Below are 24,470 nucleotides of genomic sequence, written 5' to 3'. Positions count from 1 at the left end.
TCCGACTCGTACTTCGTGGTGGCCCACTTCCACTACGTCGTCTTCGGCACGGTCGTCTTCGCGATGTTCGCCGGCTTCCACTTCTGGTGGCCGAAATTCACCGGCAAGATGCTCGACGAGCGCCTCGGCAAGATCACCTTCTGGACGCTGTTCATCGGCTTCCACGGCACCTTCCTCGTCCAGCACTGGCTCGGCGCGAACGGAATGCTGCGCCGTATCCCGGACTATCTGGCCGCCGACGGATTCACCACGCTCAACACCGTCTCCAGCATCTTCTCCCTCCTCCTGGGCCTGTCGATCCTGCCGTTCCTCTACAACATCTGGAAGACAGCGAAGTGCGGCGAGAAGGTCGGGGCCGACGACCCCTGGGGATACGGCCGTTCGCTGGAATGGGCGACGTCCTGCCCGCCGCCACGGCACAACTTCCGTACGCTGCCCCGTATTCGCTCCGAATCCCCGGCATTCGACCTGCACCACCCGGAGATCGCACGCGAGGTGGAGGCCGCCGACGCCTCCGGGACCGGGGTATGCGGATGAGTGAGGCCATGCGGGAAGACGAAATCCACGAAGTCATCACCGAGATCGAGGGATATCTGCTCTGGGAGGCGGAGAAGGAACGCGCCCGCGCGCAGGCGGCCGCATTCTGCGCAGGCATGCCGTGGCTCACCGATTCCCAGCGCACGGAAGTGGAACTGCGCTATTGCCAGGACCAGTGTGACGTAACACAGGCCTATCTGGAACGCGTTGCCGCACGCAGCGCCTCACTGCGAGCCGAATACGACGGCGCGTACCGGTCCCTGCGGCGACGCCTGATCACGGCATGCCTCAGCGGAACCGCGGCCGTGGCGATGCTGGCTTTTGCCCTGACGGCGGGGAGATGCTGGTGAGCCCGGTGATGCGCCGCCGCAACCGGGCAGAGGACATGACCTGACCTCGGAGATCCGGTTCGCGGGCGACGAGCGGGAACGCGTCCAGCGCGCGGAACTCGACCGGAAGAAGCGGGGCTCGACCGGAAGACGTGGTGGAGCCCCGCCGCACCCCGTCAGCGGTAGTGGACCTGCAACTCCTTGACGCCGTTGAGCCAGGCGGAGCGCAGTCGGCGCGGATCGCCCGCCAAGGAGATGCCGGGGACGGCGTCCGCGATGGCATGGAAGATCAGGTTGATCTCGAGGACCGCGAGCGACTTGCCGAGGCAGAAGTGGGGGCCGCCCCCTCCGAATCCCAGATGGGGGTTGGGGTCGCGGGTGATGTCGAAGACCTCCGGGCGGTCGAAGACCTCCGGGTCGTTGTTGGCGGAGGAATAGAAGATTCCGACCCGCTGGCCCTGTTTGATCTTCGCGCCGCCCAGTTCGGTGTCCTGGGTGGCGGTGCGCTGGAAGGAGACCACCGGCGTCGCCCACCGCACGATCTCCTCGGCCGCCGTCGCGGGGCGCTCGCGCTTGTAGAGCTCCCACTGGTCGGGGTGGGTGAGGAAGGCATGCATGCCGTGCGTGATGGCGTTCCGGGTCGTTTCGTTGCCGGCGACCGCCAACAGCAGCACAAAGAAGCCGAACTCGTCGGACCCGAGATTTCCCTCGTCCTCCGCCGCCACCAGGCGGCTGACGATGTCCTTGGCCGGACACTCCTTGCGCGCCGCCGCGAGGTTCATCGCGTACGAGATCAGCTCCATGGCCGCGTTGCTGCCGACCTCTTCGGTGATGGCCAGCTCGGGATCGTCGTAGGCGATCATCTTGTTCGACCAGTCGAAGATGCGGGACCGGTCGTCCTGGGGGATGCCGATGAGTTCGGCGATCGCCTGGAGGGGGAGTTCGCAGGCGATGTCCGTGACGAAGTCCCCGGACCCCCTCTGCCGCGCCTCGTCGACGATCCGCGTCGCCCGGTGGTGCAGGGCGTCCTCCAGGGCGCGGATGGCGCGCGGGGTGAAGCCGCGCTGCACTATCTGGCGGACCCGGGTGTGCTCCGGCGGGTCCATGTTCAGCATGATCAGCTTCTGTACGTCGATCTGGTCACGGGTCATGGACTCGTTGAAGCGGATGATCGAGGTGTTGAGGTTGGCGGAGAAGATGTCCGGCTTGGTGGACACCTCCTTGACGTCCTCGTGGCGGGTGACGACCCAGTAGCCGTCGTCGCCGAACCCTGCGAGGCCGTGCGGCTGGGCGTTCCACCACACGGGTGCGGTCTGCCGCAGCTGCGCGAACTCCGGGAGCGGGACGCGGGTTTGGTAGACGTCGGGGTCGGTGAAGTCGAACCCTTCGGGCAACGCTGGGCATGACATGGGCGACTCCTGGTCCATCTGGCAGCCGAGAGTGCTGAGTTCCTACGGCTCTGACGGCTCTGACGGCTCGGGCGATTGTGAACACATTCTTGACGATGCATCAGGTGCGGGTCGCGGTGAAGGTAGTAACGAGTTCTACAAGTGGCAAGGGTCATGGCAGGACCTGTTATGGACAAGGGCGGTGCACGACTCTTGCGCCCCGGCGCAGGGCTCATAAGACTGTTTGTAGAAGTAGAACGCGTACTAGTTCTTCTTCCGTGGGTGCCGGGACGCCCCGCGGACGCGAGGAGAGGACGAGTCAGTCATGGCCGCGGAACCCGTCATCGTCGAAGCCGTACGCACCCCCATCGGCAAGCGTGGAGGCGCGCTCGCCAACCTCCACCCTGCCTACCTCCTGGGCGAGACCTACCGCGAACTCCTCGCCCGTACGGCCATCCAGCCAGACTGCATCGAGCAGATCGTCGGCGGCACCGTCACCCACGCCGGCGAACAGTCCATGAACCCCGCCCGCAACGCCTGGCTCGCCATGGGCCTCCCGTACGAGACCGCGGCCACCACCGTGGACTGCCAGTGCGGGTCCTCCCAGCAGGCCAACCACATGGTCGCCAACATGATCGCGGGCGGTGTCATCGACATCGGCATCGGCTGTGGCGTCGAGGCGATGTCCCGGGTGCCGCTCGGTAGCGGCTCCAAGCACGGCCCGGGCAAGCCCTGGCCCGACGAGTGGAACGTCGACCTGCCCAACCAGTTCGAGGCGGCCGAACGCATTGCCCGCAACCGCGGACTGACCCGTGAGAACGTCGACTCGCTCGGCCTGATCTCGCAGGAACGGGCGGCCATCGCCTGGTCCGAGGAACGCTTCAAACGCGAGACGTTCGCCGTCCAGGTGCCCACCACCGAAGAGGAGCAGGCCGCGGGTCAGGGCATGTGGCGGCTGGTCGACCGCGACGAGGGACTGCGCGACACCTCGATGGAGGCGCTCGGCGGCCTCAAGCCCGTCATGCCGACCGCCGTCCACACCGCGGGCAACTCCTCACAGATCTCCGACGGCGCGAGTGCGGTGATGTGGGCCTCCAAGCGCATGGCCCGCGCCCTCAAACTCAAGCCGCGGGCCCGCATCGTGGCCCAGGCGCTGGTCGGCGCCGATCCGCACTTCCACCTCGACGGACCCATCGACGCGACCCGCGCCGTGCTCGGCAAGGCCGGGATGTCGCTCAAGGACATCGACCTCGTCGAGATCAACGAAGCCTTCGCCTCGGTCGTGCTCTCGTGGGCCCAGGTCTTCGAACAGGACCTGGAGAAGGTGAACGTGAACGGCGGCGCCATCGCCCTGGGGCACCCGGTCGGGGCCACCGGTGCCCGCCTGATCACGACCGCGCTGCATGAACTCGAGTGCAGGGGCAAGGAATTCGCGCTGATCACGATGTGCGCGGGGGGCGCGCTCGCGACGGGCACGATCATTCAGCGGTTGTAGTCGCCGTCGGTGCGGTCGCGGATGTGGATGCGTATGCGGATGCAGGGGACATCCCAACCTGCGGATAACCACAGGTGAGTTGTGTGGAAAACCGCATTCTCCGGCGCACAAGATCCTCGTACCGTCGAAGACATGACCAGAACTCGGCGTAAATCACCCGAATCGAGCGGCAATCGGCGGATCTCGCATCGGCAGTTATCGCACCGACGCACTTCGCACCGACGCACTTCGCACCGACACGCTTCGCACCGACGTGTCTCACGCGGGCTGGCCGCGGGCGGCGCCATCGTACTGGCGGCGCTCATCACGACACCGGCCCTCGCCACTCCGCCGCCCGCCACGGCACCGGCATCGGCCGACATCTCGCGGGCGGGGCACAACCGCGGGGCACTGCTCTCCGTTACCCCGCTCGGCAGCCAGAACCACGACGAAATCGTCGCCCAGGCGCAGAAGGCAGGACTGGAAGCCGGCACCGCGCGGCACGGCGTCGCCGCCTACCGCCTCACCTACCGCACCATCACCCCCGACGGACGGCCGATCACCGCATCCGGCCTGCTGGCCCTCCCGCTCGGCGGCAGCCGCCACCTGCCGCCCGTCGTCCACACCCACGGCACCCTCGCCTACCGCGGCTACGCACCCTCCGTATTCGAAGGTCCCGACCGGGCCGTATCGGTGCTCTATGCCTCGGCCGGCCGCGCCGCCATCGCCCCCGACTACCTCGGCCTCGGTACGGGCCCCGGCCGCCACCCCTACATGGACGCCCGGTCCGCGGCATCGGCTTCCCTCGACATGCTCCGCGCCGCCCGCTCCGCCGCCCCGAAGCTGGGTGCGGCGCTCGACCGCAAGGTGTCCGTCACCGGCTTCTCGCAGGGCGGCCCGGTCACGATGGAGCTGGGCCGCGAACTGGACCGCGGCGCCGATCCCCACTTCCGGCTCGGCATGCTGGCACCCGTCGGCGGCCCCTACGACCTCGACGGCAGCGAACTCCCCGCCATCTTCGACGGACGCATCGACCCCCAGTCCGCCGTCTTCTGCCTCTCCTTCTTCCTCACCGCCCAGAATCGCCTGCACCCGCTCTACACCGACCCGCGTGAGGTGTTCCGCGCCCCCTATGCCGACCGCGTGGAAGATCTCTTCGACGGCGACCACCCGGCGGAAGACATAGCCGGCAAGCTGCCCGGCCGCCTCGAGGACCTGCTGACGGACACCTGGTACAAGAAACTCCAGCACCCCTCCGGAGCTCTGCTCCAAGCACTGCGCGCCAACGACCGCACCTGTGACTGGACACCGGACCGCGATGTACGCGTCACCCTCTACACAGCGACCGGCGACAGGGACGTCGCCATAGCCAACACCCGTAGCTGCGAGCGGGAGTTGGCGAGCCACGGCGTCAAAGCCACGGTCGTCGACCAGGGCCCCGACGCCGACCACAACACGTCGTTCCTCCGCTCGGAACCGTCCATAGCCCGGGCCCTGCCTGTCTCCCGCCGATAGCCCGCGCCAGATCGAAGGTCGAAGGGCCGAAGCGAACCGGTCGGATATGCCGAGTGTGGCGGCGGTCAGGCAGACCCGCCGCACCGGTAAAGAACATTGCCCGGCCCTCCCTATGGGTCAGGGAGTGAAGGAGACCGGGGTGTCGAAGGCGGCGCGGCGGGTGGCGCGGCGTAGGGCCTTGAGGATGGTTCCGCCGAGGGTGCAGGTCAGGATGACGGTGACCAGGGCCCGGGGGAGGTCCCAGCCGAGGGAGGTGGCGAGGCAGTAGGTGAGGAAGCGGACGAGATTGTCGTGGAGCGGGTCGCCGGGGACGAAGGAGACTCCTGAGGTCATTCCGGCGATATAGGGCCAGCCCTGGAGGTTCATGATCAGGCCGTAGAGGACGGCGGTGACCGCTCCGTAGGCGGCGAGCAGGACAAGCTCGCGGCGGCCGCGCAGCCGGTCGGGGCCCGGCAGGAGGCCGGCGCCCATGGACACCCAGCCCATGGTCAGCATCTGGAACGGCATCCAGGGGCCGACCCCGCCGGTCAGCAGTGCCGATGCGAACATCGCCACGGAGCCCAGGACGAAGCCGAAGCCGGGGCCGAGCACCCGGCCCGACAACACCATCAGGAAGAACATCGGCTCGATACCGGCGGTGCCCGCACCCAGTGGGCGCATGGCGGCTCCGGCCGCGGCCAGGACGCCGAGCATGGCGATGGCCTTCGCGTCCAGGCCGGTGTCGGCGATGGTCGCCACGACGACGGCGAGCAGCATCGGCAGCAGCGCGGCGAAGAGCCAGGGCGCGTCCTTGGAGTGCGCGAGCCCGGAGGCGGAGTCGGCGAGCAGCGGCCAGCCGAACGCCATCACGCCGATGGCCGAGATGAGGGCCAGGGTGGCGATGGAGCGGGGGCCGAGACGTACGGCGCGGGCCTGGCGGCCGGGGTCGGGTTGCCCGCTGGGCCGGCGGCCGACGGTCGGGCCGGCGGCAGCGGTGGTGGCCGCGGTGGTGGACCGACCGGTGGGCTGCCGTCCGTGGTCCGGCACATCGGGCCTGGGCTCGCGCCCGGTGTGGGCGTCGGGGGTGTCCGGGGTCATGGGGTGGCCTCCAGGGCACGGGCGACCTGGGGGACGGTCAGCCAGGGGAGAGGGGCGAGGACCTTGGAGACCTGAGGGGCGAAGGAGGGGGAGGAGACCACGACCTCGCTGGTGGGGCCGTCGGCGACGATATCGCCGTCGGCGAGGATGACGACGCGATGGGAGAGCTCGGCGGCCAGTTCCACGTCATGGGTGGCCAGGATGATGGCGTGCCCTTCGGCGGCCAGGGCGCGGAGTACATCGATCAGGCGGGCCTTCGCGGCATAGTCCAGGCCGCGGGTGGGCTCGTCGAGAAGCAGGAGAGGGGGGCGGGCGGTCAGGACGACCGCCAGGGCGAGGGTGAGGCGCTGGCCCTCGGACAGGTCGCGGGGGTGGACGGAGTCCGGCACGTCGGGCAGCAGCCGGGTCACGAGTTCCCGGCACGTGCCGGCGGGAGCGTCCGCGTCGTGGTCGGCGGCGGTGCATTCGGCCGAGACGGTGTCGGCGTAGAGGAGGTCGCGGGGTTCCTGGGGGACGAGGCCGACGTGCTGCAGGAGGGTACGGGCACTGGTGCGGTGCGGGGTGACGCCGCCGACGCGGACCGTGCCGGAGGACGGTTCGTGCATGCCGACGAGAGTGGTGAGGAGCGTGGACTTGCCCGCACCGTTGCGGCCCATCAGGGCGAGGGTCTCGCCCGGTTGAACGGTGAGGTCCACCCTGCGCAGGGCATCCACCCGCCCGCGCCGGACGCCGAGCCCCGAGACAACCACAGAGGGGGAGGGGGCGGGGCGGGGGAGGGGGGAGGGCCCCCCGGAGGGGTCGGCGGAAGCCCCGGCGGCGCCCCTCCCCATGCCACCTGCCGCCCCAGGCTTCACCTCCGCCAGCCGTGCACGGAGCGAACCCGCCTTGCGCCGGGCGTCGCGTACGGAGAGAGGGAGCGGGGACCAGTGGGCGAGGCGGCCGAGGGCTACGACCGGCGGGTGTACGGGGGAGACGGCCATGATGTCGGCGGGGTCGCCCATGAGGGGGGCCGCGCCGGGGGAGGGGAGCAGGATGACCTGGTCCGCGTACTGGACGACGCGTTCCAGGCGGTGTTCGGCCAGCAGGACCGTCGTACCGAGGTCGTGGACCAGGCGCTGGAGTACGGCGAGGACCTCTTCGGCGGCGGCCGGGTCGAGGGCCGAGGTCGGCTCGTCCAGGACCAGGACCTTGGGGTGGGTGGTGAGGACGGAGCCGATCGCCACCCGCTGCATCTGGCCGCCGGAGAGCGTGGCGATGGCCCGGTCGCGGAGGTCGGCCAGGCCCAGCAGGTCCAGGGTCTCCTCGACGCGGCGGCGCATCACGTCCGGGGCGAGGCCGAGGGATTCCATGCCGTAGGCAAGCTCGTCCTCGACGGTGTCGGTGACGAAGTGGGACAGCGGGTCCTGGCCCACCGTGCCGACCACATCGGCCAGTTCGCGCGGTTTGTGGGTGCGGGTGTCGCGGCCGTCGACGGTGACGCGGCCGCGCAGGGTGCCGCCGGTGAAGTGCGGCACGAGCCCGCAGACGGCGTTCAGGACGGTGGACTTGCCGACGCCGGAGGGGCCGACCAGGAGGCACAGTTCGCCCTCGGGGACGGTCAGGTCGATGCCCTGGACTGCGGGCGCGGCGGCGTCCCCGTAGGTGACCGAGACCTGCTCGAACCGGATCACCGGGTGGACTCCTTCTTGAGCGGGGCGGCGGAGGGACGGGTCCCCGACGCGGATTCGGTCTCCCCGGTGCGCGGCCGGCCCTCCCCGGCCCGCGGTCGCGCCTGCCCGCGCTCCCGTACCAGCGCCCCGCTTTCCGCGGAGGCCGGAAGCGGCGCGGCAAACGCCGGCAGCAGCCCGAGGAGAAGGGAGGCAGCCGGCCAGAGGGGCAGGACGGGCGCGGTGAGGGGGACGGCGGGCGGGTGGAGGGCGGCTGGCGCATACGCGTTCGCCCAGATCATCAGGGCCGCCACGGCGATCCCCGAGCCGGCGACCAGGCAGGCGCGAAGGCCCCAGCGTTCGGGCCGGTAGCGGCTGCGTACGGAGCGGCGCCCGCCGAGCCACAGCCCGGCGAGCGCGGCCACGAGCCCGGCGAGCAGCAGCGGCAGCCCGTAACCGGCGCCCGCGTCCGACAGCAGCCCGTAGGTGCCGGCGCAGACGCCGAGCAGCCCGCCGAGGGTGAGGACGGAGGTGGTGTGCCGTACGGCGGCCGGGACTTCGGCGGTGCGGCCGTAGCCGCGCGCGTCCATCGCGGCGGCCAGCGCGACCGACCGCTCCAGCGCGCCCTCCAGCACCGGCAGCCCCACCTGCAGCAGCGCCTTGAACCCGCGGTCGGGCCGGCCGCGCAGCCGCCGGGCCGCCCGCAGCCGCTGCACGTCGGCGACCAGGTTCGGCGCGAAGGTCATCGCCACGACGACCGCCACGCCCGCCTCGTACAGCGCGCCGGGCAGGGACTTCAGGAGCCGGGCGGGGTTGGCCAGGGCGTTGGCGGCGCCGACGCAGATCAGCAGGGCGGCCAGCTTCAGCCCGTCGTACAGGGCGAAGACCATGCCCTCCGCGGTGACCCGGCCGCCGATCCGCACCCCCTTCGCCCAGTCGGGAAGCGGCACCTCGGGCAGCGTGACCAGCGTGTGCGTACCGGGGATGGGGGATCCCAGTACAAAGGCGAAGACCAGCCGGATGGCGATCACCACCAGGCCGAGCTTGATGAACGCCCCGTAGGACCGGGCCCAGGGCGCATCCGTACGGCGCGCCGCGACAACATAGCCGGCCACCCCGACCAGCAGCCCAAGCAGCAGCGGATTGGTGGTACGTGAGGCCGCGGTCGCCAGGCCGAGCGCCCACAGCCACCACGCCCCGGCGTGCAGCGCGTTGCTACGGGTCGCCTGAGGGGCGCTCATCCGCGCCGGCGGCGTGCCCGCCACACGGCGGCCGCGCCCAGTACGACGACGGCCGCGATGCCGCCGAGCAGCCCGGCGGAGGGGCCGCCGTCCTCGTCACCGTCCGCCGCCGCCTTCGAAGAGGGCACGGCGGAGGGCTTCTTCGCCCCGCCCACCTGGTCCGCGCACCCCGACTTCGGATAGCCGCCGATGGCGCACAGCAGCGCATTGGTGTCATAGCGCAGCCGCCGGGCGACTTCGGCCAGTGCATCGCCCGCCGAGGCGTCCTCGGGCACCCGGGCGCATGCCGTGCGGGGCTTGGGCGGGGCCTCGCCGTCGGGGGCGTCGGATGCGGTGCCGAAGTCGATGACGATGCCGATCCGTTTGCTGCCGTCCTTGGCGGGTGTGCCCTGGCACAGTGCGGCGAAGTCGGCGGCGGCGCGCGGCTTGCCGGCCGCGGCGGAGTCGGCGCTGACGGTGAACCGGAAGCCCTGGACGGCGCCGTCGGCCGGGCGCACGGTGGCCGGGCCCTCGGAGGCGTACGACCAGGAGCCGCCCTTGCTGTCCCAGAACGACCAGTAGCGGTACTCCTGCGCCTGCGCGGGCGCCGCCGCCAGCCCGCTGACGGCACCGGCCAGCAGCAGCGCGCCGGCCGCCCTGCCGCGCCGCAGGGGGCCCGTGCGCCGCCTCACAGCTGGTTCTTCTTCTTGCGGCCGCTGATCAGGAAGCCGATACCGGCGCCGAAGGCCAGCCCGACGCCGATGATCCACCAGGGGATGCCGGCGCCGTCGTTGTCCTTGGCGTCCTTGTCCGGGGCGGCCGACGGCGATGCGCTGCCGGCCGGCTTGGGGCCGGTGGCGTTCAGCGCGGCCACCAGGTCGGTGCCGCCGAAGGAGCGCGGGTCGGCGCCGGCGGCATGCGCGGCCAGCACCAACTGTGCATAGGCGGCGGGGCCGTTCTGCTTGGCCCAGTCCGCGGAGTTCTTCTCCAGCCACTTCAGCGGCTTCTGCGCGGCGGCGCCGTGCGAACCGGCCGCCAGCGCGACCACCGCGTCGGCCGTGTTGCCGACGTCGGGCTGCTCCTCCGCGCCCGGCATCGCGGACAGGAGATGCTGCCCGTTCTTGTCGAGCTGCGCGACGAGGTAGCCGTCCGCGGCCTGCGCGGCCCGCTCCGGATCGTCACCGAGGCTGCCGTCCTTGCCGTCCTTGCAGGTCAGCGGCTTGACCGGCGCGCTCACACCCTTGCCCGCGGGCGCCACGACGAAGCCCTTGCCCCGGGTACCCAGCGCGGCGGCCGCGGTGGCATCGGCGTTCGGGACCAGCTTGCCGTCCTTGGCCTGGTAGGAGAACGCGCCTCGCTCGCCCTCCTTGGCGTTGCAGCCCAGCTGCAGGGCGAGCAGTGCGTCGTGCGGGCTGTTGCCGCCCTTCTTCGCCGTGGCGGACACCGGCTTCTCGCCCACGGCGGCGAGCGCGCCGATGACCAGCGAGGTGGAGTTGGCGTCGCTGGACGAACCAGGCAGCAAGCTCCAGCCGCCGTCCTTGTTCTGCACCGACTTCAGCCAGCTCACGGCCTTCTTCACGGCGCCGTCGTGCCCGCCGAGCGTGGCCAGCGCCTGCACGGCGGCGCTCGTCTGGTTGGTGTCCCGCATCGTCTTGGCGTCGCAGGCCTTGCCCGGGTCGGCGCGGAAGGCGGTGAACGAGCCGTCGGCGCACTGCTGCCCGGTGAGCCAGCCGACACCGGACGCCGCGGGCTCGACGCCCACCGTGTGCTGCGCCAGCAGCGCCAGCGACTGCCGCCAGACACCGTCGTACTGCGGGTCCGCGGTCCCGTACAGCCCGTCCGGCAGCTTCTTCGGCGACGCGGACGGGGCGGCGGAGTCGGCGTACGCGGCGGGGGCAGCGGCCGCGCCCAGCAGGGCCGCGGTGGCCAGCGCCGGGGCGGCGCGGCGTGCCAGGACGGCGAGGGAATGCGCCATGGGAGCCATGGTGGCCATCGGGTCGGTGCCTCTCGGGTCGGTTCGCAGCGGTGGTACGCAGCCGTGCTCGGCCGGCCTCCCGTGCGCCGATCGGCGGATCGGACACGGTGGCACCGGGCTCAGTTCCGTATACCTCGACGGTGCCGCGCACCGGCCGCCCGGGGGCGGCCTCGGTGGCGGAGCCTTGGCCGTGCCCCAACGGGTGCTGGCTCGGACGCCCGAGGCGCCCCGCGACGGATCGCGGTGTACGGCCGGGCCGTCCTCACGGATGGGGGTGCCCCCGGGCTCGAGCGAAGCCGAGAGCTTGGGGGGAGGGTCAGCGCCGGATTTCCACCGGCTTCCCCCGATCGGGCACGGATGAAGTTGTCCCGCACACCTTATCCGGCGGCCGTACGGACCCGCGGTCCCGTACGGGCTACGCCGGTCGGTGCGCTCCTGCCGCCGCCCCCGCGTCCCTCTGCCTGCTCACCTCACACCGCAAGGTACGTCGCGGGATGGGACCCCGGCACCGGTTCGGCGTGCCCCAGCTTCACCAGGCGGCGCAGATGCGCCTCGGCCTCCGAGACGGCGATGGTCCGGGAGCCGTAGGGGATCTGTTCCCAGGGGCGGTTCCACTCCATGGACTCGGCGAGCTGCCAGGCGGTCAGCGGTTCGCGGAGCAGTGCTCTCAGTCCGGACAGCCGCTCCTCATGGTGAGCGATGAGCTCGCGGACCCGTCCCTCCGCATCGGCGAACGCATGCTGGTGCGCGGGCAGCACCTCGGCGGGCGCCAGCCGCCCGATCCGCTCCAGGGAGTCGAGATAGTCACCCAGGGGGTCGGTGACTGTGGTGTCGTCCGGGTCCTCGTACAGACCGATGTGCGGGGTGATGCCGGGCAGCAGATGATCGCCGGAGAAGAGCCGCCCGAAGCCACCGGCCCGCCCCGAGGCCCCTGAGGCCCTCGAGGCCCCCGAGGCCGCCGCCCCCGGATGCCCCTTCCCCGGATGCTCCTCCTCCAGATGCAGACACACATGCCCCGGCGTATGCCCCGGCGTCCAGATGGCGCGCACCCGCCGCCCCGGCAGATCGAGCAGCTCACCGGGATCGATCTCCCGGTCCGGCAACGCCGCCCGCCGCCCCGGCAGCCTGCTGCGACGCCCCTTGGCGCGCGCCTCCCGCAGCGGCACCAGATGCTCCTCCGGTGCGCCCGCCGTCGTCAGCTTGGCGAGCAGATAGTCGAGCCACTGCCCCGGTACGGCCTCCCGGGTGCGCCGCACCACGGCCGTATCGGCGGCATGCATCGCGATCCACGCGCCGGACGCCTCCCGCACCTTGGCCGACAGTCCGTGGTGATCGGGGTGGTGGTGGGTGATCAGCACACCGTGGATGTCGTCGATGGCGAAGCCGCACGCGGCGACGCCGGCGACGAGCGTGTCCCAGGAATCCGGGTCGTCCCAGCCGGTGTCGATCAGTACCGGCCCGCGGTCGGTCTCCAGGAGGTGTACGAGGGTGTGGCCGAGCGGGTTGTCCGGGATGGGGACGGCGATGCTCCATACCCCGCCCCGGTGGTCGGTCACCTGCGTCGTCATCCCGGTCCCCTCTCGGTGTGCCGTACCACGTCACTATAACTAGAACTGGTTTCACAGCGGCCTGAAGTGGTCTGTGCGGGGCGGTGGTTGGGATTCCGTCCGTGTCGTGGACTCTGTCAACTAGAACTGGTATCAGTTCCAGTGCAGTACGTAATTCTGATGCAGCGTCAGAAATCCAAAGCCCCAGGAACCCCAAGCCCAGGAACCCCAAGCCCGGGAACCCGAAGCCGGAACCGTCGGGAGGCGGCAGCGATGAGCGACGACCTCGTCGAGCACGGAAAGCTCTACATAGGCGGTGAGCTGGTCGACCCGGCCGGCAGCGACACGATCGAGGTCGTCTCGCCGCACACCGAACGGGTCATCGGCCGCGTCCCGCACGCCTCGCGGGCCGATGTCGACCGTGCGGTGGCGGCGGCCCGTACGTCCTTCGACTCCGGGGTCTGGGCGAACGCCCCTCTGGAGGACCGGATCGCGGTGGTGACCCGTATCAAGGACGCCATCGCCGTACGCAGCGAGGAGTTCGCCAGGGTCATCGGCTCGGAGAACGGCACCCCGTTCACCTCCGGCGTCATGGTGCAGTCGCTGGCCGCCATGATGGCGTGGGACGCGGCGCTGACCGTGGCCCGCGACTTCCCCTTCGAGGAGCGGCGGGCCGGCGTGCTGGGCCCGCTGCTGGTACGGCGCGAGCCGGCCGGGGTGGTCGCGGCCGTGGTGCCGTGGAACGTCCCGCAGTTCACCGCGGCCGCCAAGCTCGCGCCGGCGCTGCTGGCGGGCTGTTCGGCGGTGCTGAAGGTGTCGCCGGAGACCCCGCTCGACGCGTACCTCCTGGCCGAGATCGCGACCGAGGCCGGGCTGCCGGAGGGCGTGCTGTCGATCCTGCCCGCGGACCGCGAGGTGAGCGAGTACCTGGTCGGGCACCCGGGCGTCGACAAGGTGTCGTTCACCGGCTCGGTGGCGGCGGGCAAGCGGGTCATGGAGGTCGCTGCCCGCAACCTCAGCCGCGTCACCCTGGAGCTGGGCGGCAAGTCCGCGGCGGTGATCCTGCCGGACGCGGATCTGGACGCGGCGGTGGCGGGCATCGTGCCGTTCGCCTGGATGATCAACGGCCAGGCCTGTGTGGCCCAGACGCGGATCCTCGCGCCGCGCAGCCGCTACGACGAGATCGCCGAACGCTTCACCGCGGCGGCGGCCGCACTGAAGATCGGCGACCCACTGGATCCGGCCACGGAACTGGGCCCGCTGGTCGCCCGCCGCCAGCAGCAGCGCTCGCTGGACTACATCGCGCTCGGCCAGAAGGAGGGCGCCAAGGTCCTGACCGGCGGCGGCCGGCCGAAGGGCCAGGCCACGGGCTGGTACGTCGAGCCGACCCTCTTCGGCGAGGTCACCAACTCCATGCGGATCGCCCGGGAGGAGATCTTCGGCCCGGTCATCTGCCTGCTGCCGTACGACGACGAGGCGGAGGCGGTACGCATCGCCAACGACTCGGACTACGGCCTCTCGGGATCCGTATGGACCGCGGACGTCGACCACGGCATCGACATCGCGCGGCGGGTGCGCACCGGTACGTACTCGGTGAACACCTTCAGCATCGACATGCTCGGCCCGTTCGGCGGCTACAAGAACTCCGGGATCGGGCGGGAGTTCGGGCCGGAGGGCTTCGGCGAGTATCTGGAGCACAAGATGATCCATCTGCCGGCGGGTGCGTGATGGGGGACCGCTGGCGGGTGGAGGTGGACCGGAAGGTGTGCATCGGGTCCGGGATGTGTGTCGGCGCGGCGCCGGACGGCTTCCGGCTGGATGCGGCGCGGCAGTCGCACCCGGTGGAGCCGGACGCGGACGCGGCCGAGAGCGTACTGGCGGCGGCCGAGGGGTGTCCGGTGGAGGCGATCCTGATCACCGTCGCGGGGACGGGGGAGGCGGTCTTCCCACCGGAGGAGTGAGGGGCGGGGCCGGGCGGGAAACCCGTAGGGGGTGGGGGCGGCGGACCCGTAAGGGTACGGAGGGCCCCTTGCGGGTCCGGCTACCCACATGAGTGGCGGGGCCAACGCGCAGAGCGAGGGTGACCCGCGAGGGGCACCCGCTCACCCCTCCGGTGCCGTCACCCCGATGAGCCGGCACACCGTCTCGATGTCGATCTTGACCTGGGCGATGGAGGCCCGGCCCGACAGCCAGGTGATCAGGGCCGAGTGCCAGGTGTGCTCGATGACGCGGACCGCCGAGAGCTGTTCGGGGGTGGGCGGGCCGTCCAGCCCCATGGCGTCGAGGACGATCGCGGTGGTCAGCCGGGAGACGGTGTCCACCTCGGGGCTGACGGAGCGGTCGGCGAAGGTCAGGGCGCGCACCATCGCGTCCGCCAGATGCGGCTCGCGCTGGAGGGCGCGGAAGGCGCGCATCAGGGTCTGGGCGACCCGGGCGCCGGGGTCCTCCTCGGACGGCGGGCGTTTGCGCAGCGTCTCGTGCATGTGCTGGAGCTGGTCCTGCATGGTGGCGACCAGCAGGTGCACCTTGGAGGGGAAGTAGCGGTAGAGGGTGCCGAGCGCGACGCCCGACAGCTCGGCGACCTCCCGCATCTGTACGGCGTCGAAGCCGCCACGGGACGCCAGCTTGGCGCTGGTGTGCAGGATGCGGCGGCGCCGGGCCTCCTGACGTTCGGTCAGGGGAGGACTCGTGGGAAGCGTCGGCCCGGCCGCCCGGGCCGCCTTGGATTCCGTAGTCATGTGTCCCATTCCGTGGCTTCCGTCCGCTGTGCGGTGCGTGCCGGTGGTGTGATCGGCACAGCATGGCAGGGGGTCGGGTGGTGGCGCGAATCACCTGGTGCGCCTCTGTTGGCTTCGTTCTCGGCCGGTAGATTCAAAGCTTCCTGAACTGATCGGTAACCGGTCGGCGGGCCGCTCGACGGGCCGGCCGCCAACCGGTCGCCGGGCGGTGACCGGCCGATCACCGGTCGACGGCCGGCGATCACCGTCCGATCAGTTCTGAAACTTGTTCTAGATTACCGCCAGCGGTTACGCTCCGGCGAAAGTCCAGTGAGAAGGGGGCCGAGCGTGACCGCAGAGGCCGTCCAGGCAGCCGCGCCCCGCCCGGCAGAGGCCCCCTCGGCCTCCGCCCCGTCCGACGGCGATCGCCCCCTGAGCATTGCGATGCTCACCTACAAGGGGAACCCGTTCTGCGGCGGACAGGGCGTCTACGTGCGGCACCTCTCGCGCGAGCTGGCGCGACTGGGCCACACCGTCGAGGTCATCGGCGCCCAGCCCTACCCCGTCCTCGACGACGGAGTCACGCTCACCGAGCTGCCCAGCCTCGACCTCTACCGCCAGCCCGACCCGTTCCGCACGCCCGGGCGCGGCGAGTACCGCGACTGGATCGACGCCCTCGAGGTCGGCACGATGTGGACCGGCGGCTTCCCCGAACCGCTGACCTTCTCGCTGCGCGCCCGGCGTCATCTCGCCGCCCACCGCGGCCGGTTCGACGTCGTCCACGACAACCAGGCCCTCGGCTACGGCCTCCTCGGCGGGCCCGGCGCGCTCGGTGCCCCGCTGGTCACCACCGTCCACCACCCCATCACCGTCGACCGGCGCCTCGACCTGAACGCCGCCGACGGCTGGAAGCGCCGCGCTTCCGTCCGCCGCTGGTACGGATTCACCCGGATGCAGAAGCGGGTCGCCCGCCGGCTGCCCTCCGTCCTGACCGTCTCCGGCTCCTCCCGCCAGGAGATCGTCGACGACCTCGGCGTGCACCCCGGCCGCATCCATGTCGTCCACATCGGCGCCGACACCGACCTCTTCTCGCCCGACCCGGCCGTCCCCGAGGTGCCCGGCCGGATCGTCACGACCTCCAGCGCGGACGTCCCCCTCAAGGGCCTGATCCACCTCGTCGAGGCGCTCGCCAAGGTCCGTACGGAGAACCCCGAGGCGCATCTGGTGGTCGTCGGCAGGCGCGCCGACGACGGGCCGGTCGCCGCCGCCATCGAGCGGCTCGGCCTGTCCGGCGCCATCGAGTTCGTCAAGGGGATCACGGACGCCGAGCTCGTCGATCTCGTCCGCAGCGCCCAGATCGCCTGTGTCCCCTCCCTCTACGAGGGCTTCTCGCTGCCCGCCGCCGAGGCGATGGCCACCGGGACGCCGCTGCTGGCCACCACCGGCGGCGCCATCCCCGAGGTCGCCGGGCCCGACGGCGAGACCTGCCTGGCGGTGCCCCCGGGCGACGCCGGAGCGCTCGCCGCCGGGTTGCTGCGCCTCCTGGGTGACGACGCCCTCCGCCGCCGCCTCGGCGCGGCCGGCCGGCAACGCGTCCTGGCCCGCTTCACCTGGCGGCAGGCCGCCATCGGCACCGCCGAGCGCTACCGCGAGGCCATCGCCCTCCAGGGCGGCCGCACCGCCGCCGCCCGCCGCACCTGACACCCGACCCCGCAGCCAACCCCGCCCGCCCGTCGCCCGACCTCCACCCCCCCCAGAAGACGGCGCTACGCGCCGACAGCCCAACTACCGCCGGACGAAAGCAGAACGCCGTGCTGACCGTCGACTTTTCCCGTTTCCCGCTCGCCCCGGGCGATCGCGTACTCGACCTGGGCTGCGGCGCAGGCCGGCACGCCTTCGAGTGTTACCGGCGCGGCGCGCAGGTCGTTGCCCTCGACCAGAACGGCGACGAGATCCGCGAGGTCGCCAAGTGGTTCGCCGCGATGGAGGAGGCCGGCGAGGCCCCGGCCGGCGCGTCCGCCACCGCGATGGAGGGCGACGCGCTGGCCCTGCCGTTCCCCGACGAGAGCTTCGACGTCGTGATCATCTCCGAGGTCATGGAGCACATCCCGGACGACAAGGGCGTGCTCGCCGAGATGGTCCGGGTCCTCAAGCCCGGCGGCCGGATCGCCGTCACCGTCCCCCGGTACGGCCCCGAGAAGATCTGCTGGGCGCTCAGCGACGCCTACCACGAGGTCGAGGGCGGCCATATCCGCATCTACCGCGGCGACGAACTGCTCGGCAAGATGCGCGAGGCGGGGCTCGAGCCGTACGGGACCCACCACGCGCACGGCCTGCACAGCCCCTACTGGTGGCTCAAGTGCGCCTTCGGAGTGGACAACGAGAACGCGCTGCCGGTGAAGGCCTACCACAAGCTGCTGGTCTGGGACATCATGAAGAAGCCGCTGGCCACCCGGCTCGCCGAGCAGGCCCTGAACCCCGTCATCGGCAAGAGCTTCGTCGCCTACGCCACCAAGCCGCATCTGCCGGAGGCGGCCGCGGAGTCCGCCCCGGAGCCCGCCGCCAAGGCCAAGAGGACGACCCGGTCCGCGAAGCCCACGAAGGCGACCGCCAAGGCCACTACCAGGGCCTCCGCCAAGACCACCGCCAAGACCGCCTCCGGGGCCGCCAAGTGACGAGTCCCGGGCGTACCGAACGGCTGGTGCTGCCAGGGGTGCTCACCGCCGAACAGGCGGCGCGTACGGTCGCGGGCATCCTGGCGACCCAGCGCGAGGACGGCGCGATCCCGTGGTTCCGCGGCCATCACCTCGACCCGTGGGACCACACCGAGGCCGCCATGGCCCTGGACGCGGCCGGTGAACACGAGCGCGCCGAGGCCGCGTACGACTGGCTGGTACGGCATCAGAATCCGGACGGTTCCTGGTATGCGGCCTACGCCGACGGCGACGCCCAGGCGCCCACCGACCGCGGCCGCGAGACCAACTTCTGCGCCTACATCGCGGTCGGCGTCTGGCACCACTTCCTGTCCACCGGCGACGAGACGTTCCTCGACCGCATGTGGCCCGCCGTCTACGCGGCGATCGAGTACGTCCTGGAACTCCAGCAGCCCGGCGGCGAGATCGGCTGGAAGCGCGAGGACGACGGCAGCCCCGTGCGCGAGGCGCTGCTGACCGGCTCGTCCTCCGTCTACCAGGCGCTGCGCTGCGCCCTCGCTTTCGCCGACCAGCGCGAGGAGCCCCAGCCCGACTGGGAACTGGCCGTCGGCCGCCTGGGCCACGCCATCCGCAGCCACCCCGAGCGGTTCCTCGACAAGGCCCGCTACTCCATGGACTGGTACTACCCCGTCCTGGGCGGCGCGGTGCGCGGTGCGGACGCCGTCGCCCGGATCGACGCGGACTGGGAGCGCTTCGTCGTACCGGGCCTGGGCGTGCGCTGTGTGCTGCCCAACCCCTGGGTCACCGGCGGCGAGAGCGCCGAACTGGCGCTGGCACTGTGGGCGATGGGGGAGTCCGAGCGGGCGGTGCAGATCCTCAAGTGGATCCAGCATCTGCGCGCCGAGGACGGCATGTACTGGACCGGCTACGTCTTCGAGGACGACGCGATCTGGCCACAGGAGCTGACCTCCTGGACGGCCGGTTCGGTGCTGCTCGCGGTGGCCGCGCTGGGCGGCGACGAGGCGACCACCTCGGTCTTCGGCGCGGAGCGGCTGCCCACGGGGCTCGCCCCGGACTGCTGCCGATAGCCCCGGACAGCCCCGGACAGCCCTGGGGACGCTCCCCTGGGGCGTCCCCGTACGGCGGGCTGCCCCGCCTCGCGCTGCCGCTGCCCGGCTGCCGCCGGGCGGGCGCCGTGGTGACCGGCAGGGACCCGCTCGCCGCGCAAATGGGCAGGCTGGGGGCCGGGGGCGGGCACTACGGTGCGCTCATGACTCTCCAGGGATCACTGACCCACGACCGCTACTGTGACCAACTCCTCGCCGAGACCACGCAGTTCCGCCAGATCCTGCGCGACGCCGACCTCTCCGCGACCGTGCCCACCTGCCCCGACTGGACGCTGGCGGATCTCGCCCGGCACGTGGGCGGGGCACACCGCTGGGCCGGCACGATCGTCGCCACCCGGGCCACCGAGTTCGTTTCTCTCCGGTCCCAGGTGCTGAAGGGGCCCGATGGCAAGGACCCCGACGCCCTGGACGCCTGGCTCGCCGAGGGCGTCGAAGGGACCGTGGCGGCGCTGCGCGAGGCCGGACCCGACACCGAGGTGTGGACGTGGTCGCCGGTACAGCGGGCGGGGTTCTGGGCCCGCCGGATGACCCATGAGACGGTCGTTCACCGCGCCGATGCCGCGACCGCCACCGGCACCGCTTTCGACGTTCCCCAGGACGTCGCCGCCGACTGCCTGGAGGAATACCTCCAGCTGTGGGCCCTGCCGGTGCTCACCGAGCGCCGCGCCGAGCACGCCGCGGATCCGTTCGGCCCCGGCCGCAGCATCCATCTGCACGCCACCGACACCCCGCCCGAGCTCCATGCCGAATGGTTCCTCGACCTCACCGGCGACCGGCTCACCCACCGCCGCACCCACGAAAAGGCCACGGTCGCCCTGCGCGGCCCCCTCACCGACGTCCTGCGCGTCGTCCACCGCCGGCTGCCCGCCGACAGCGACCGCGTCGAGGTGCTGGGTGACCGCGCCCTGCTCGACCGGTGGCTCACCTGGGCGTCGCTCTGAGCCGCCGGTGGCGGTGACGTCGGGCGCGGGCCGTCGGGCGCGGCGCCGTCAGGAGGTGAGCTCGGCCAGGACCCGTAGCGTGTGCGGGTCCGGGGCGGTGACCAGCAGGTCGGTGACCGGGCCCCGGCGCCACAACGCCAGCCGCTCCGCGATCCGTTCGCGCGGGCCGACCAGCGAGATCTCGTCCGCGAAGGCGTCCGGTACGGCCAGCACCGCCTCCTCCTTGCGGCCCTGGAGGAACAGTTCCTGGATCCGCCGCGCCTCGGCCTCGTAGCCCATCCGGGCCATCAGATCGGCGTGGAAGTTCCTGGCCGCGTGCCCCATCCCGCCGATGTAGAAGCCGAGCATCGCCTTGACGGGCAGCAGCCCCTCGGCGATGTCGTCACAGACCACGGCGCGCGCCATGGGGGCGATGAGGAAGCCGTCCGGGGCTTCCGTCAGCGATGCCTGGTAGACGTCGGTGCGCAGCGGCGACCAGTACAGCGGCAGCCAGCCGTCCGCGATCCGGGTGGTCTGGGCGATGTTCTTGGGGCCCTCCGCGCCCAGGAGGAGGGGGAGACCCGCGCGCAGGGGGTGGGTGATGGGCTTGAGGGGCTTGCCGAGGCCGGTGCCGTCCGCGCCGCGGTAGGGGTGCGGGTGGAAGAGCCCGTCCGCCTCCACCGGCCCCTCCCTCCGCAGCACTTGGCGGATCACGTCCACGTACTCCCGGGTCGCGGTCAGCGGACTCTTCGGGAACGGCCGCCCGTACCATCCCTCGACGACCTGTGGCCCGGACAGGCCCAGGCCCAGCAGCATCCGGCCACCGGAGAGATGGTCGAGGGTGAGCGCGTGCATGGCGGTGGCGGTGGGGGTGCGGGCGGCCATCTGGGCGATGCCGGTGCCGAGTTTGATACGGGAGGTGTGGGCGGCGATCCAGGTCAGGGCGGTGAAGGCGTCCGAGCCCCAGGCCTCCGCGGTCCACACCGAGTCATAGCCCAGCCGCTCGGCCTCGCGGGCGAGTTCGAGGTGCCGGGGGTCGGGGCCGCGGCCCCAGTAGCCGAGTGCCAGACCGAGTCGCATACGGTCGCCCGCCTCTCTCCGGTCGCCCGCCATAGCTGACGATACGTCAGAAACTCTGCGTCCGGCGAACTGTACGGCCGGGCCGTGGACATGGCAACGGCCCCCCGCCCGCGAGGGCGAGGGGCCGCGAAAGGACCGCTGCGCGTCCGGCTGTACGTCCGGCTGTACGTCCGGTGGTGCGCGGGGTGTCAGCCGCGCTGGATGCCGGTGGTGTCCTGCAGGACTCCGCGCCGGCCGTCCTGGGTCTGCGCGATCAGGGCCTGGCCGCGCTGCTCGACGGCCAGGTACCAGGTGCCGGGCGCCAGTTCGGCGATCGGCGCCGGGGAGCCGTCCTCACCGTAGAGCGGGCGGGCGACGGGCACCGCGAACCAGAACGGCGCGAAGTCGGCCGGGGTGCCGGCCGCCGGAGTGGCACCCGCCGGGGCGGCCGCACCCTGCGGGCCGCCGGCCATGGCGTCGGCCGGCGGCTGCTGGCCGTAGGGCTGACCGGGCTGGGGCTGGCCGGGCTGCGGCTGCTGCTGGCCGCCCGGGTAGCCGTAGCCCTGACCGGGCTGGGGCTGCTGCTGGGCGCCGGGGTAGCCGTAGCCGGGGTTGGGGTTCACGCCGTACGGGGACGGGGTGCCGGCGGCCGGCTTGTCCGGGATCAGCGCGGCCTGGAGGGCGGGAACCTTGGGACCGGCCAGCGCGATACCCGACATGATCAGCAGGGCGATGAAGCCGATGATGTGGCCGATGCCGATCTCGATGCCGGGGCTGATGCTGACCATTGGGCTGTCGAACATCATCCACAGCGCGGTCCAGGTGCTGGACAGAGCCACCCCGACGCCCAACTGGCCGAGGTCCAGGCCGGCGAACTTGCGGTCGCTGAACGCGCGGCCGACGACGATCAGTGCCGCGGCGATGATGCCGGCGAGGAAGATCGAAGGGAGGACCGGGAACAAGCTGGATTCCCAGGCGTTGACTCCTCCGTCGCACTCGCCGATGCAGTCCCTGGAGTAGAAGTTGAGGAACGAGGCGATGAACAGCAACACCGCTGCTCCGATCACCACGCCGTCGCCTCGAGTGAGGGAGCGGATGTTCACGTAAGGGTCCTTTGTCGGTTTTTCGAAGTCTGGTCGACGCTGTCTCTGGTGCGCGCGGTACGAGGCACGGCAGGACCCCATCGTAAAGGGGAACCTATCGCCGAATCCGCCGGGCCGTCTTCTTGGTATCGGTTCCTGTACGGATTGCGGTAAGCGGTGCCATATGGGTGCCGTACGGGATCCCGTATCGGGTGCCGTATGACGTGCGGTATGGCGTGCCGTACGGGCGCGGTATCGCGGGGTCCGGTCAGCTCGTCAAGAAGTCCGTAATGCCCTCGGTGATCCCGCGCGCTGCCTTTTGCCGCCACTCGCCGTCGGTCAAATGCGCGGCGTCCTTCGGGTCGCGCATATTGCCGCACTCGATGAACACCTTCGGCACCGTAGAGAGGTTGAGGCCGCCGAGATCGGAGCGCACGTCGAGCCCCGTGCCGCCGCCGACGTAATTGGACGGCGCACTTCCGGTGACTGCCACGAACCGTCCGGCCAGCCGCTCGCCCAGTTGGCGCGAGGGCCCGACGATCGCGGAGGTGTCGGCCGCGCCCGCCGTGACGCGCGCGGGCAGGATCACATGGAAGCCGTGGTTGCCGACGGCCGAGCCGTCGGCGTGCAGGGAGACCGCGGCATCGGCGTGCGCCCTGTTCCCGGTGGCGGCGCGCTCGTCCACACACGGGCCGTACGGGCGGTCGCCGTCCTGGGTGAAGACGACCTTGGCGCCCTGGTGCCGGAGGAGGGTGCGGGCCCGGCGGGCGACGTCCAGGGTGAACGACGCCTCGGCGTAACCGCCGTTGGTGGCGGTGCCGGTGGTGTCGCACTCCTTGCGGTCGTTGCCGATGCTCACCAGCCGGGCGATCTCCTGGCCGTGATCGCGGTTGCGCGGATTGTGCCCGGGGTCGATCACCACGGTCTTCCCCTTGAGGCTGCCGTGCGGATCCCCCTTGCCGGTGCCGTGGGGGGCACCCGCCGTGCCGCCCTTCTCGCCCTGGCCACCCTTGTCCTCCGGCTTCTGGCCGCCGCCGTCCGTGGACCCGCTCGGTGCGGGGTGCGCGGCGCGTGGCGGCTCGCCGTCGTCGCCTCGCACCGTCCGCAGGACCAGAAAGCCCGCGGCGGCGGCCACCAGGACGGCGGCCAGCACGATGAGGACGGTGGTGCCGCGCAGGCGGCGGTGTGGGGGGAAGGTACTGCCGTTCGACACGTCCGCGATCGTAGCCCGCGCGGCCTGTGCCGCCCGTCCGGCCTGCTCAGGTGCCGGATCCGGGGCGTCAGACACCGGGGCCGGTGCGCCGCAGGACGTGCAGCGAGCGGTGCGCCGCGATCTCCGTGAACGCGCCGGACTCCAGCGCCCTGCGGTAGATGCGGTACGGGGCCTGGCCGCCGTCCGCCGGGTCGGCGAAGACGTCGTGGATGACCAGCAGGCCGCCGGGTGCGAGGTGCGGCGCCCAGCCCTCGTAGTCGGCGCCGGCGTGCTCGTCGGTGTGCCCGCCGTCGATGAACACCAGGCCCACCGGCGCCCGCCAGACGGCCGCGGCCTGCGGGGACCGGCCCACCATGGCGATCACATGCTCCTCCAGGCCGGCCGCGTGCAGGGTGCGGCGGAACGTGGGCAGCGTGTCCATCCGCCCGACCTCGGGGTCGACGACCGTCGCGTCGTGGTACTCCCAGCCCGGCTGCTGCTCCTCGCTGCCCCGGTGGTGATCGACGGTGACGGCCACCACGCCGGCGTTCCGCGCGGCGTCCGCCAGCAGAATCGTGGACCGGCCGCAGTACGTACCGACCTCCACCAGCGGCATCCCGAGCCCCGCCGCCTCCACCGCCGCCGCGTAGAGGGCCAGGCCCTCGTCCACGGGCATAAAGCCCTTCGCCGCCTCGAATGCGGCAAGAATCTCCGGCTGCGGAGCTGCGGGAGCCGTGGGAGCGGCCATGGACTTCCTCCTGGTGGTGCGGTCGGGGGTCGGGTGGCTCATGCTGCCGTACGGGTCGGGGCGGGAGATGTGCGGGTACCCCGGCGGCCGGGTCCGGAACCGCTAACTCCGATTGCGGATATCGGCCCGCGGGTCCGTCTTTTCTGCCGGTCGATTCCCCGCATGCCCGAATGTGGGGAATTCGCGGCGGGAGGGTGTGGGGGCGGATGCGGTAGGAGGTATTGGCGGACGGCGCCGGAAATTCACCGAACCGTTTCCCGTTC

Annotated in this window: 22 protein-coding genes; 10 read left to right on the top strand and 12 right to left on the bottom strand. The window is 71.7% G+C overall.

Features of this window, described 5'->3' with window-relative positions; genetic code table 11:
* A partial coding sequence (locus AB0D04_RS31355) for a cbb3-type cytochrome c oxidase subunit I (protein WP_362710128.1) occupies positions 1-537 on the top strand: 537 nt, incomplete at its 5' end.
* Positions 538-545: 8 nt separating this feature from the next.
* The gene (locus AB0D04_RS31350) at positions 546-887 is read left to right on the top strand and encodes a hypothetical protein (RefSeq protein ID WP_362710125.1); all 342 of its coding nucleotides are present in this window, start codon (positions 546-548) and stop codon (positions 885-887) included.
* A gap of 155 nt (positions 888-1,042) precedes the next feature.
* On the opposite strand, the gene AB0D04_RS31345 is transcribed toward AB0D04_RS31350, so the two are convergent.
* Positions 1,043-2,275: a cytochrome P450 gene (locus AB0D04_RS31345; RefSeq protein ID WP_362710123.1), complete on the bottom strand. Its 1,233-nt coding sequence runs from the start codon at positions 2,273-2,275 to the stop codon at positions 1,043-1,045.
* Positions 2,276-2,579: 304 nt separating this feature from the next.
* On the opposite strand from AB0D04_RS31345, the gene AB0D04_RS31340 reads away from it, so the two are divergent.
* Both AB0D04_RS31340 and AB0D04_RS31335 read left to right on the top strand, forming a co-directional pair.
* A complete protein-coding gene (locus tag AB0D04_RS31340) occupies positions 2,580-3,749 on the top strand; it encodes a steroid 3-ketoacyl-CoA thiolase (protein ID WP_362710121.1) in 1,170 nt (389 codons plus the stop codon).
* A 132-nt stretch (positions 3,750-3,881) separates the two neighbouring features.
* Positions 3,882-5,243: an alpha/beta hydrolase gene (locus AB0D04_RS31335; RefSeq protein WP_362710118.1), complete on the top strand. Its 1,362-nt coding sequence runs from the start codon at positions 3,882-3,884 to the stop codon at positions 5,241-5,243.
* A 117-nt stretch (positions 5,244-5,360) separates the two neighbouring features.
* On the opposite strand, the gene AB0D04_RS31330 is transcribed toward AB0D04_RS31335, so the two are convergent.
* The 6 genes from AB0D04_RS31330 to AB0D04_RS31305 form a co-directional block, all read right to left on the bottom strand.
* On the bottom strand, positions 5,361-6,320 hold the full coding sequence (locus AB0D04_RS31330; protein ID WP_362710115.1) for an ECF transporter S component: 960 nt from the start codon (positions 6,318-6,320) through the stop codon (positions 5,361-5,363).
* On the bottom strand, positions 6,317-7,990 hold the full coding sequence (locus AB0D04_RS31325) for an ATP-binding cassette domain-containing protein (protein ID WP_362710112.1): 1,674 nt from the start codon (positions 7,988-7,990) through the stop codon (positions 6,317-6,319). The genes AB0D04_RS31330 and AB0D04_RS31325 overlap by 4 nt, the downstream gene beginning before the upstream one ends.
* Complete coding sequence (locus tag AB0D04_RS31320; protein WP_362710109.1) at positions 7,987-9,207, bottom strand: CbiQ family ECF transporter T component; 1,221 nt, start codon at positions 9,205-9,207, stop codon at positions 7,987-7,989. Before AB0D04_RS31320 ends, AB0D04_RS31325 begins: the two co-directional genes overlap by 4 nt.
* Positions 9,204-9,857 carry an SCO2322 family protein gene (locus AB0D04_RS31315; protein WP_362710137.1) on the bottom strand — a complete coding sequence of 218 codons (654 nt, stop codon included), beginning with the start codon at positions 9,855-9,857 and terminating at the stop codon, positions 9,204-9,206. The genes AB0D04_RS31320 and AB0D04_RS31315 overlap by 4 nt, the downstream gene beginning before the upstream one ends.
* A gap of 17 nt (positions 9,858-9,874) precedes the next feature.
* A complete protein-coding gene (locus tag AB0D04_RS31310; protein ID WP_362710107.1) occupies positions 9,875-11,161 on the bottom strand; it encodes a prenyltransferase/squalene oxidase repeat-containing protein in 1,287 nt (428 codons plus the stop codon).
* A 470-nt stretch (positions 11,162-11,631) separates the two neighbouring features.
* Complete coding sequence (locus AB0D04_RS31305; protein ID WP_362710104.1) at positions 11,632-12,729, bottom strand: MBL fold metallo-hydrolase; 1,098 nt, start codon at positions 12,727-12,729, stop codon at positions 11,632-11,634.
* Between the two features lie 252 nt (positions 12,730-12,981).
* Between AB0D04_RS31305 and AB0D04_RS31300 the strand changes: the two genes are divergently transcribed.
* On the top strand, positions 12,982-14,436 hold the full coding sequence (locus AB0D04_RS31300; RefSeq protein WP_362710102.1) for an aldehyde dehydrogenase: 1,455 nt from the start codon (positions 12,982-12,984) through the stop codon (positions 14,434-14,436).
* Positions 14,436-14,669, top strand: a complete 234-nt coding sequence (locus AB0D04_RS31295; RefSeq protein ID WP_362710100.1) for a ferredoxin — start codon at positions 14,436-14,438, stop codon at positions 14,667-14,669. The genes AB0D04_RS31300 and AB0D04_RS31295 overlap by 1 nt, the downstream gene beginning before the upstream one ends.
* Before the next feature lie 141 nt (positions 14,670-14,810).
* On the opposite strand, the gene AB0D04_RS31290 is transcribed toward AB0D04_RS31295, so the two are convergent.
* Complete coding sequence (locus AB0D04_RS31290; RefSeq protein WP_362710097.1) at positions 14,811-15,446, bottom strand: TetR family transcriptional regulator; 636 nt, start codon at positions 15,444-15,446, stop codon at positions 14,811-14,813.
* 327 nt (positions 15,447-15,773) lie between these two features.
* On the opposite strand from AB0D04_RS31290, the gene AB0D04_RS31285 reads away from it, so the two are divergent.
* From AB0D04_RS31285 to AB0D04_RS31270, 4 genes are all read left to right on the top strand, one after another.
* The gene (locus AB0D04_RS31285) at positions 15,774-17,126 is read left to right on the top strand and encodes a glycosyltransferase family 4 protein (protein ID WP_362710095.1); all 1,353 of its coding nucleotides are present in this window, start codon (positions 15,774-15,776) and stop codon (positions 17,124-17,126) included.
* 110 nt (positions 17,127-17,236) lie between these two features.
* A complete protein-coding gene (locus tag AB0D04_RS31280) occupies positions 17,237-18,100 on the top strand; it encodes a class I SAM-dependent methyltransferase (RefSeq protein ID WP_362710093.1) in 864 nt (287 codons plus the stop codon).
* Positions 18,097-19,167 carry a prenyltransferase/squalene oxidase repeat-containing protein gene (locus AB0D04_RS31275; RefSeq protein WP_362710090.1) on the top strand — a complete coding sequence of 357 codons (1,071 nt, stop codon included), beginning with the start codon at positions 18,097-18,099 and terminating at the stop codon, positions 19,165-19,167. The genes AB0D04_RS31280 and AB0D04_RS31275 overlap by 4 nt, the downstream gene beginning before the upstream one ends.
* A gap of 182 nt (positions 19,168-19,349) precedes the next feature.
* Entirely contained in the window at positions 19,350-20,147 is a 798-nt protein-coding gene (locus tag AB0D04_RS31270) for a maleylpyruvate isomerase family mycothiol-dependent enzyme (RefSeq protein ID WP_362710087.1), read from the top strand.
* 48 nt (positions 20,148-20,195) lie between these two features.
* Here the strand turns inward: AB0D04_RS31270 and AB0D04_RS31265 are convergent, their stop codons facing one another.
* From AB0D04_RS31265 to AB0D04_RS31250, 4 genes are all read right to left on the bottom strand, one after another.
* On the bottom strand, positions 20,196-21,206 hold the full coding sequence (locus AB0D04_RS31265; protein WP_362710085.1) for an LLM class F420-dependent oxidoreductase: 1,011 nt from the start codon (positions 21,204-21,206) through the stop codon (positions 20,196-20,198).
* A gap of 188 nt (positions 21,207-21,394) precedes the next feature.
* Positions 21,395-22,288: a hypothetical protein gene (locus AB0D04_RS31260; protein ID WP_362710084.1), complete on the bottom strand. Its 894-nt coding sequence runs from the start codon at positions 22,286-22,288 to the stop codon at positions 21,395-21,397.
* 247 nt (positions 22,289-22,535) lie between these two features.
* Positions 22,536-23,480, bottom strand: a complete 945-nt coding sequence (locus AB0D04_RS31255) for an N-acetylmuramoyl-L-alanine amidase (protein ID WP_362710082.1) — start codon at positions 23,478-23,480, stop codon at positions 22,536-22,538.
* A 67-nt stretch (positions 23,481-23,547) separates the two neighbouring features.
* Positions 23,548-24,207, bottom strand: coding sequence for a class I SAM-dependent methyltransferase (locus AB0D04_RS31250; protein WP_362710079.1), 660 nt, complete (start codon positions 24,205-24,207; stop codon positions 23,548-23,550).
* Between the last annotated feature and the right edge of the window lie 263 nt (positions 24,208-24,470).

Source organism: Streptomyces sp. NPDC048483, from assembly GCF_040651455.1.
Lineage (GTDB): Bacteria > Actinomycetota > Actinomycetes > Streptomycetales > Streptomycetaceae > Streptomyces.
The sequence above is the reverse complement of the archived record's forward strand: the minus strand, read 5'-3'. Positions and strand labels throughout refer to the sequence as shown.

Coding starts and splice junctions, on each gene's coding strand:
- AB0D04_RS31330 (WP_362710115.1), bottom strand. CDS start 6,320: ATGACCCCGGACACCCCCGACGCCCACACCGGGCGCGAGCCCAGGCCC.
- AB0D04_RS31350 (WP_362710125.1), top strand. CDS start 546: ATGCGGGAAGACGAAATCCACGAAGTCATCACCGAGATCGAGGGATAT.
- AB0D04_RS31265 (WP_362710085.1), bottom strand. CDS start 21,206: ATGCGACTCGGTCTGGCACTCGGCTACTGGGGCCGCGGCCCCGACCCC.
- AB0D04_RS31310 (WP_362710107.1), bottom strand. CDS start 11,161: ATGGCGCATTCCCTCGCCGTCCTGGCACGCCGCGCCGCCCCGGCGCTG.
- AB0D04_RS31320 (WP_362710109.1), bottom strand. CDS start 9,207: ATGAGCGCCCCTCAGGCGACCCGTAGCAACGCGCTGCACGCCGGGGCG.
- AB0D04_RS31335 (WP_362710118.1), top strand. CDS start 3,882: ATGACCAGAACTCGGCGTAAATCACCCGAATCGAGCGGCAATCGGCGG.
- AB0D04_RS31290 (WP_362710097.1), bottom strand. CDS start 15,446: ATGACTACGGAATCCAAGGCGGCCCGGGCGGCCGGGCCGACGCTTCCC.
- AB0D04_RS31340 (WP_362710121.1), top strand. CDS start 2,580: ATGGCCGCGGAACCCGTCATCGTCGAAGCCGTACGCACCCCCATCGGC.
- AB0D04_RS31300 (WP_362710102.1), top strand. CDS start 12,982: ATGAGCGACGACCTCGTCGAGCACGGAAAGCTCTACATAGGCGGTGAG.
- AB0D04_RS31305 (WP_362710104.1), bottom strand. CDS start 12,729: ATGACGACGCAGGTGACCGACCACCGGGGCGGGGTATGGAGCATCGCC.
- AB0D04_RS31250 (WP_362710079.1), bottom strand. CDS start 24,207: ATGGCCGCTCCCACGGCTCCCGCAGCTCCGCAGCCGGAGATTCTTGCC.
- AB0D04_RS31270 (WP_362710087.1), top strand. CDS start 19,350: ATGACTCTCCAGGGATCACTGACCCACGACCGCTACTGTGACCAACTC.
- AB0D04_RS31295 (WP_362710100.1), top strand. CDS start 14,436: ATGGGGGACCGCTGGCGGGTGGAGGTGGACCGGAAGGTGTGCATCGGG.
- AB0D04_RS31345 (WP_362710123.1), bottom strand. CDS start 2,275: ATGTCATGCCCAGCGTTGCCCGAAGGGTTCGACTTCACCGACCCCGAC.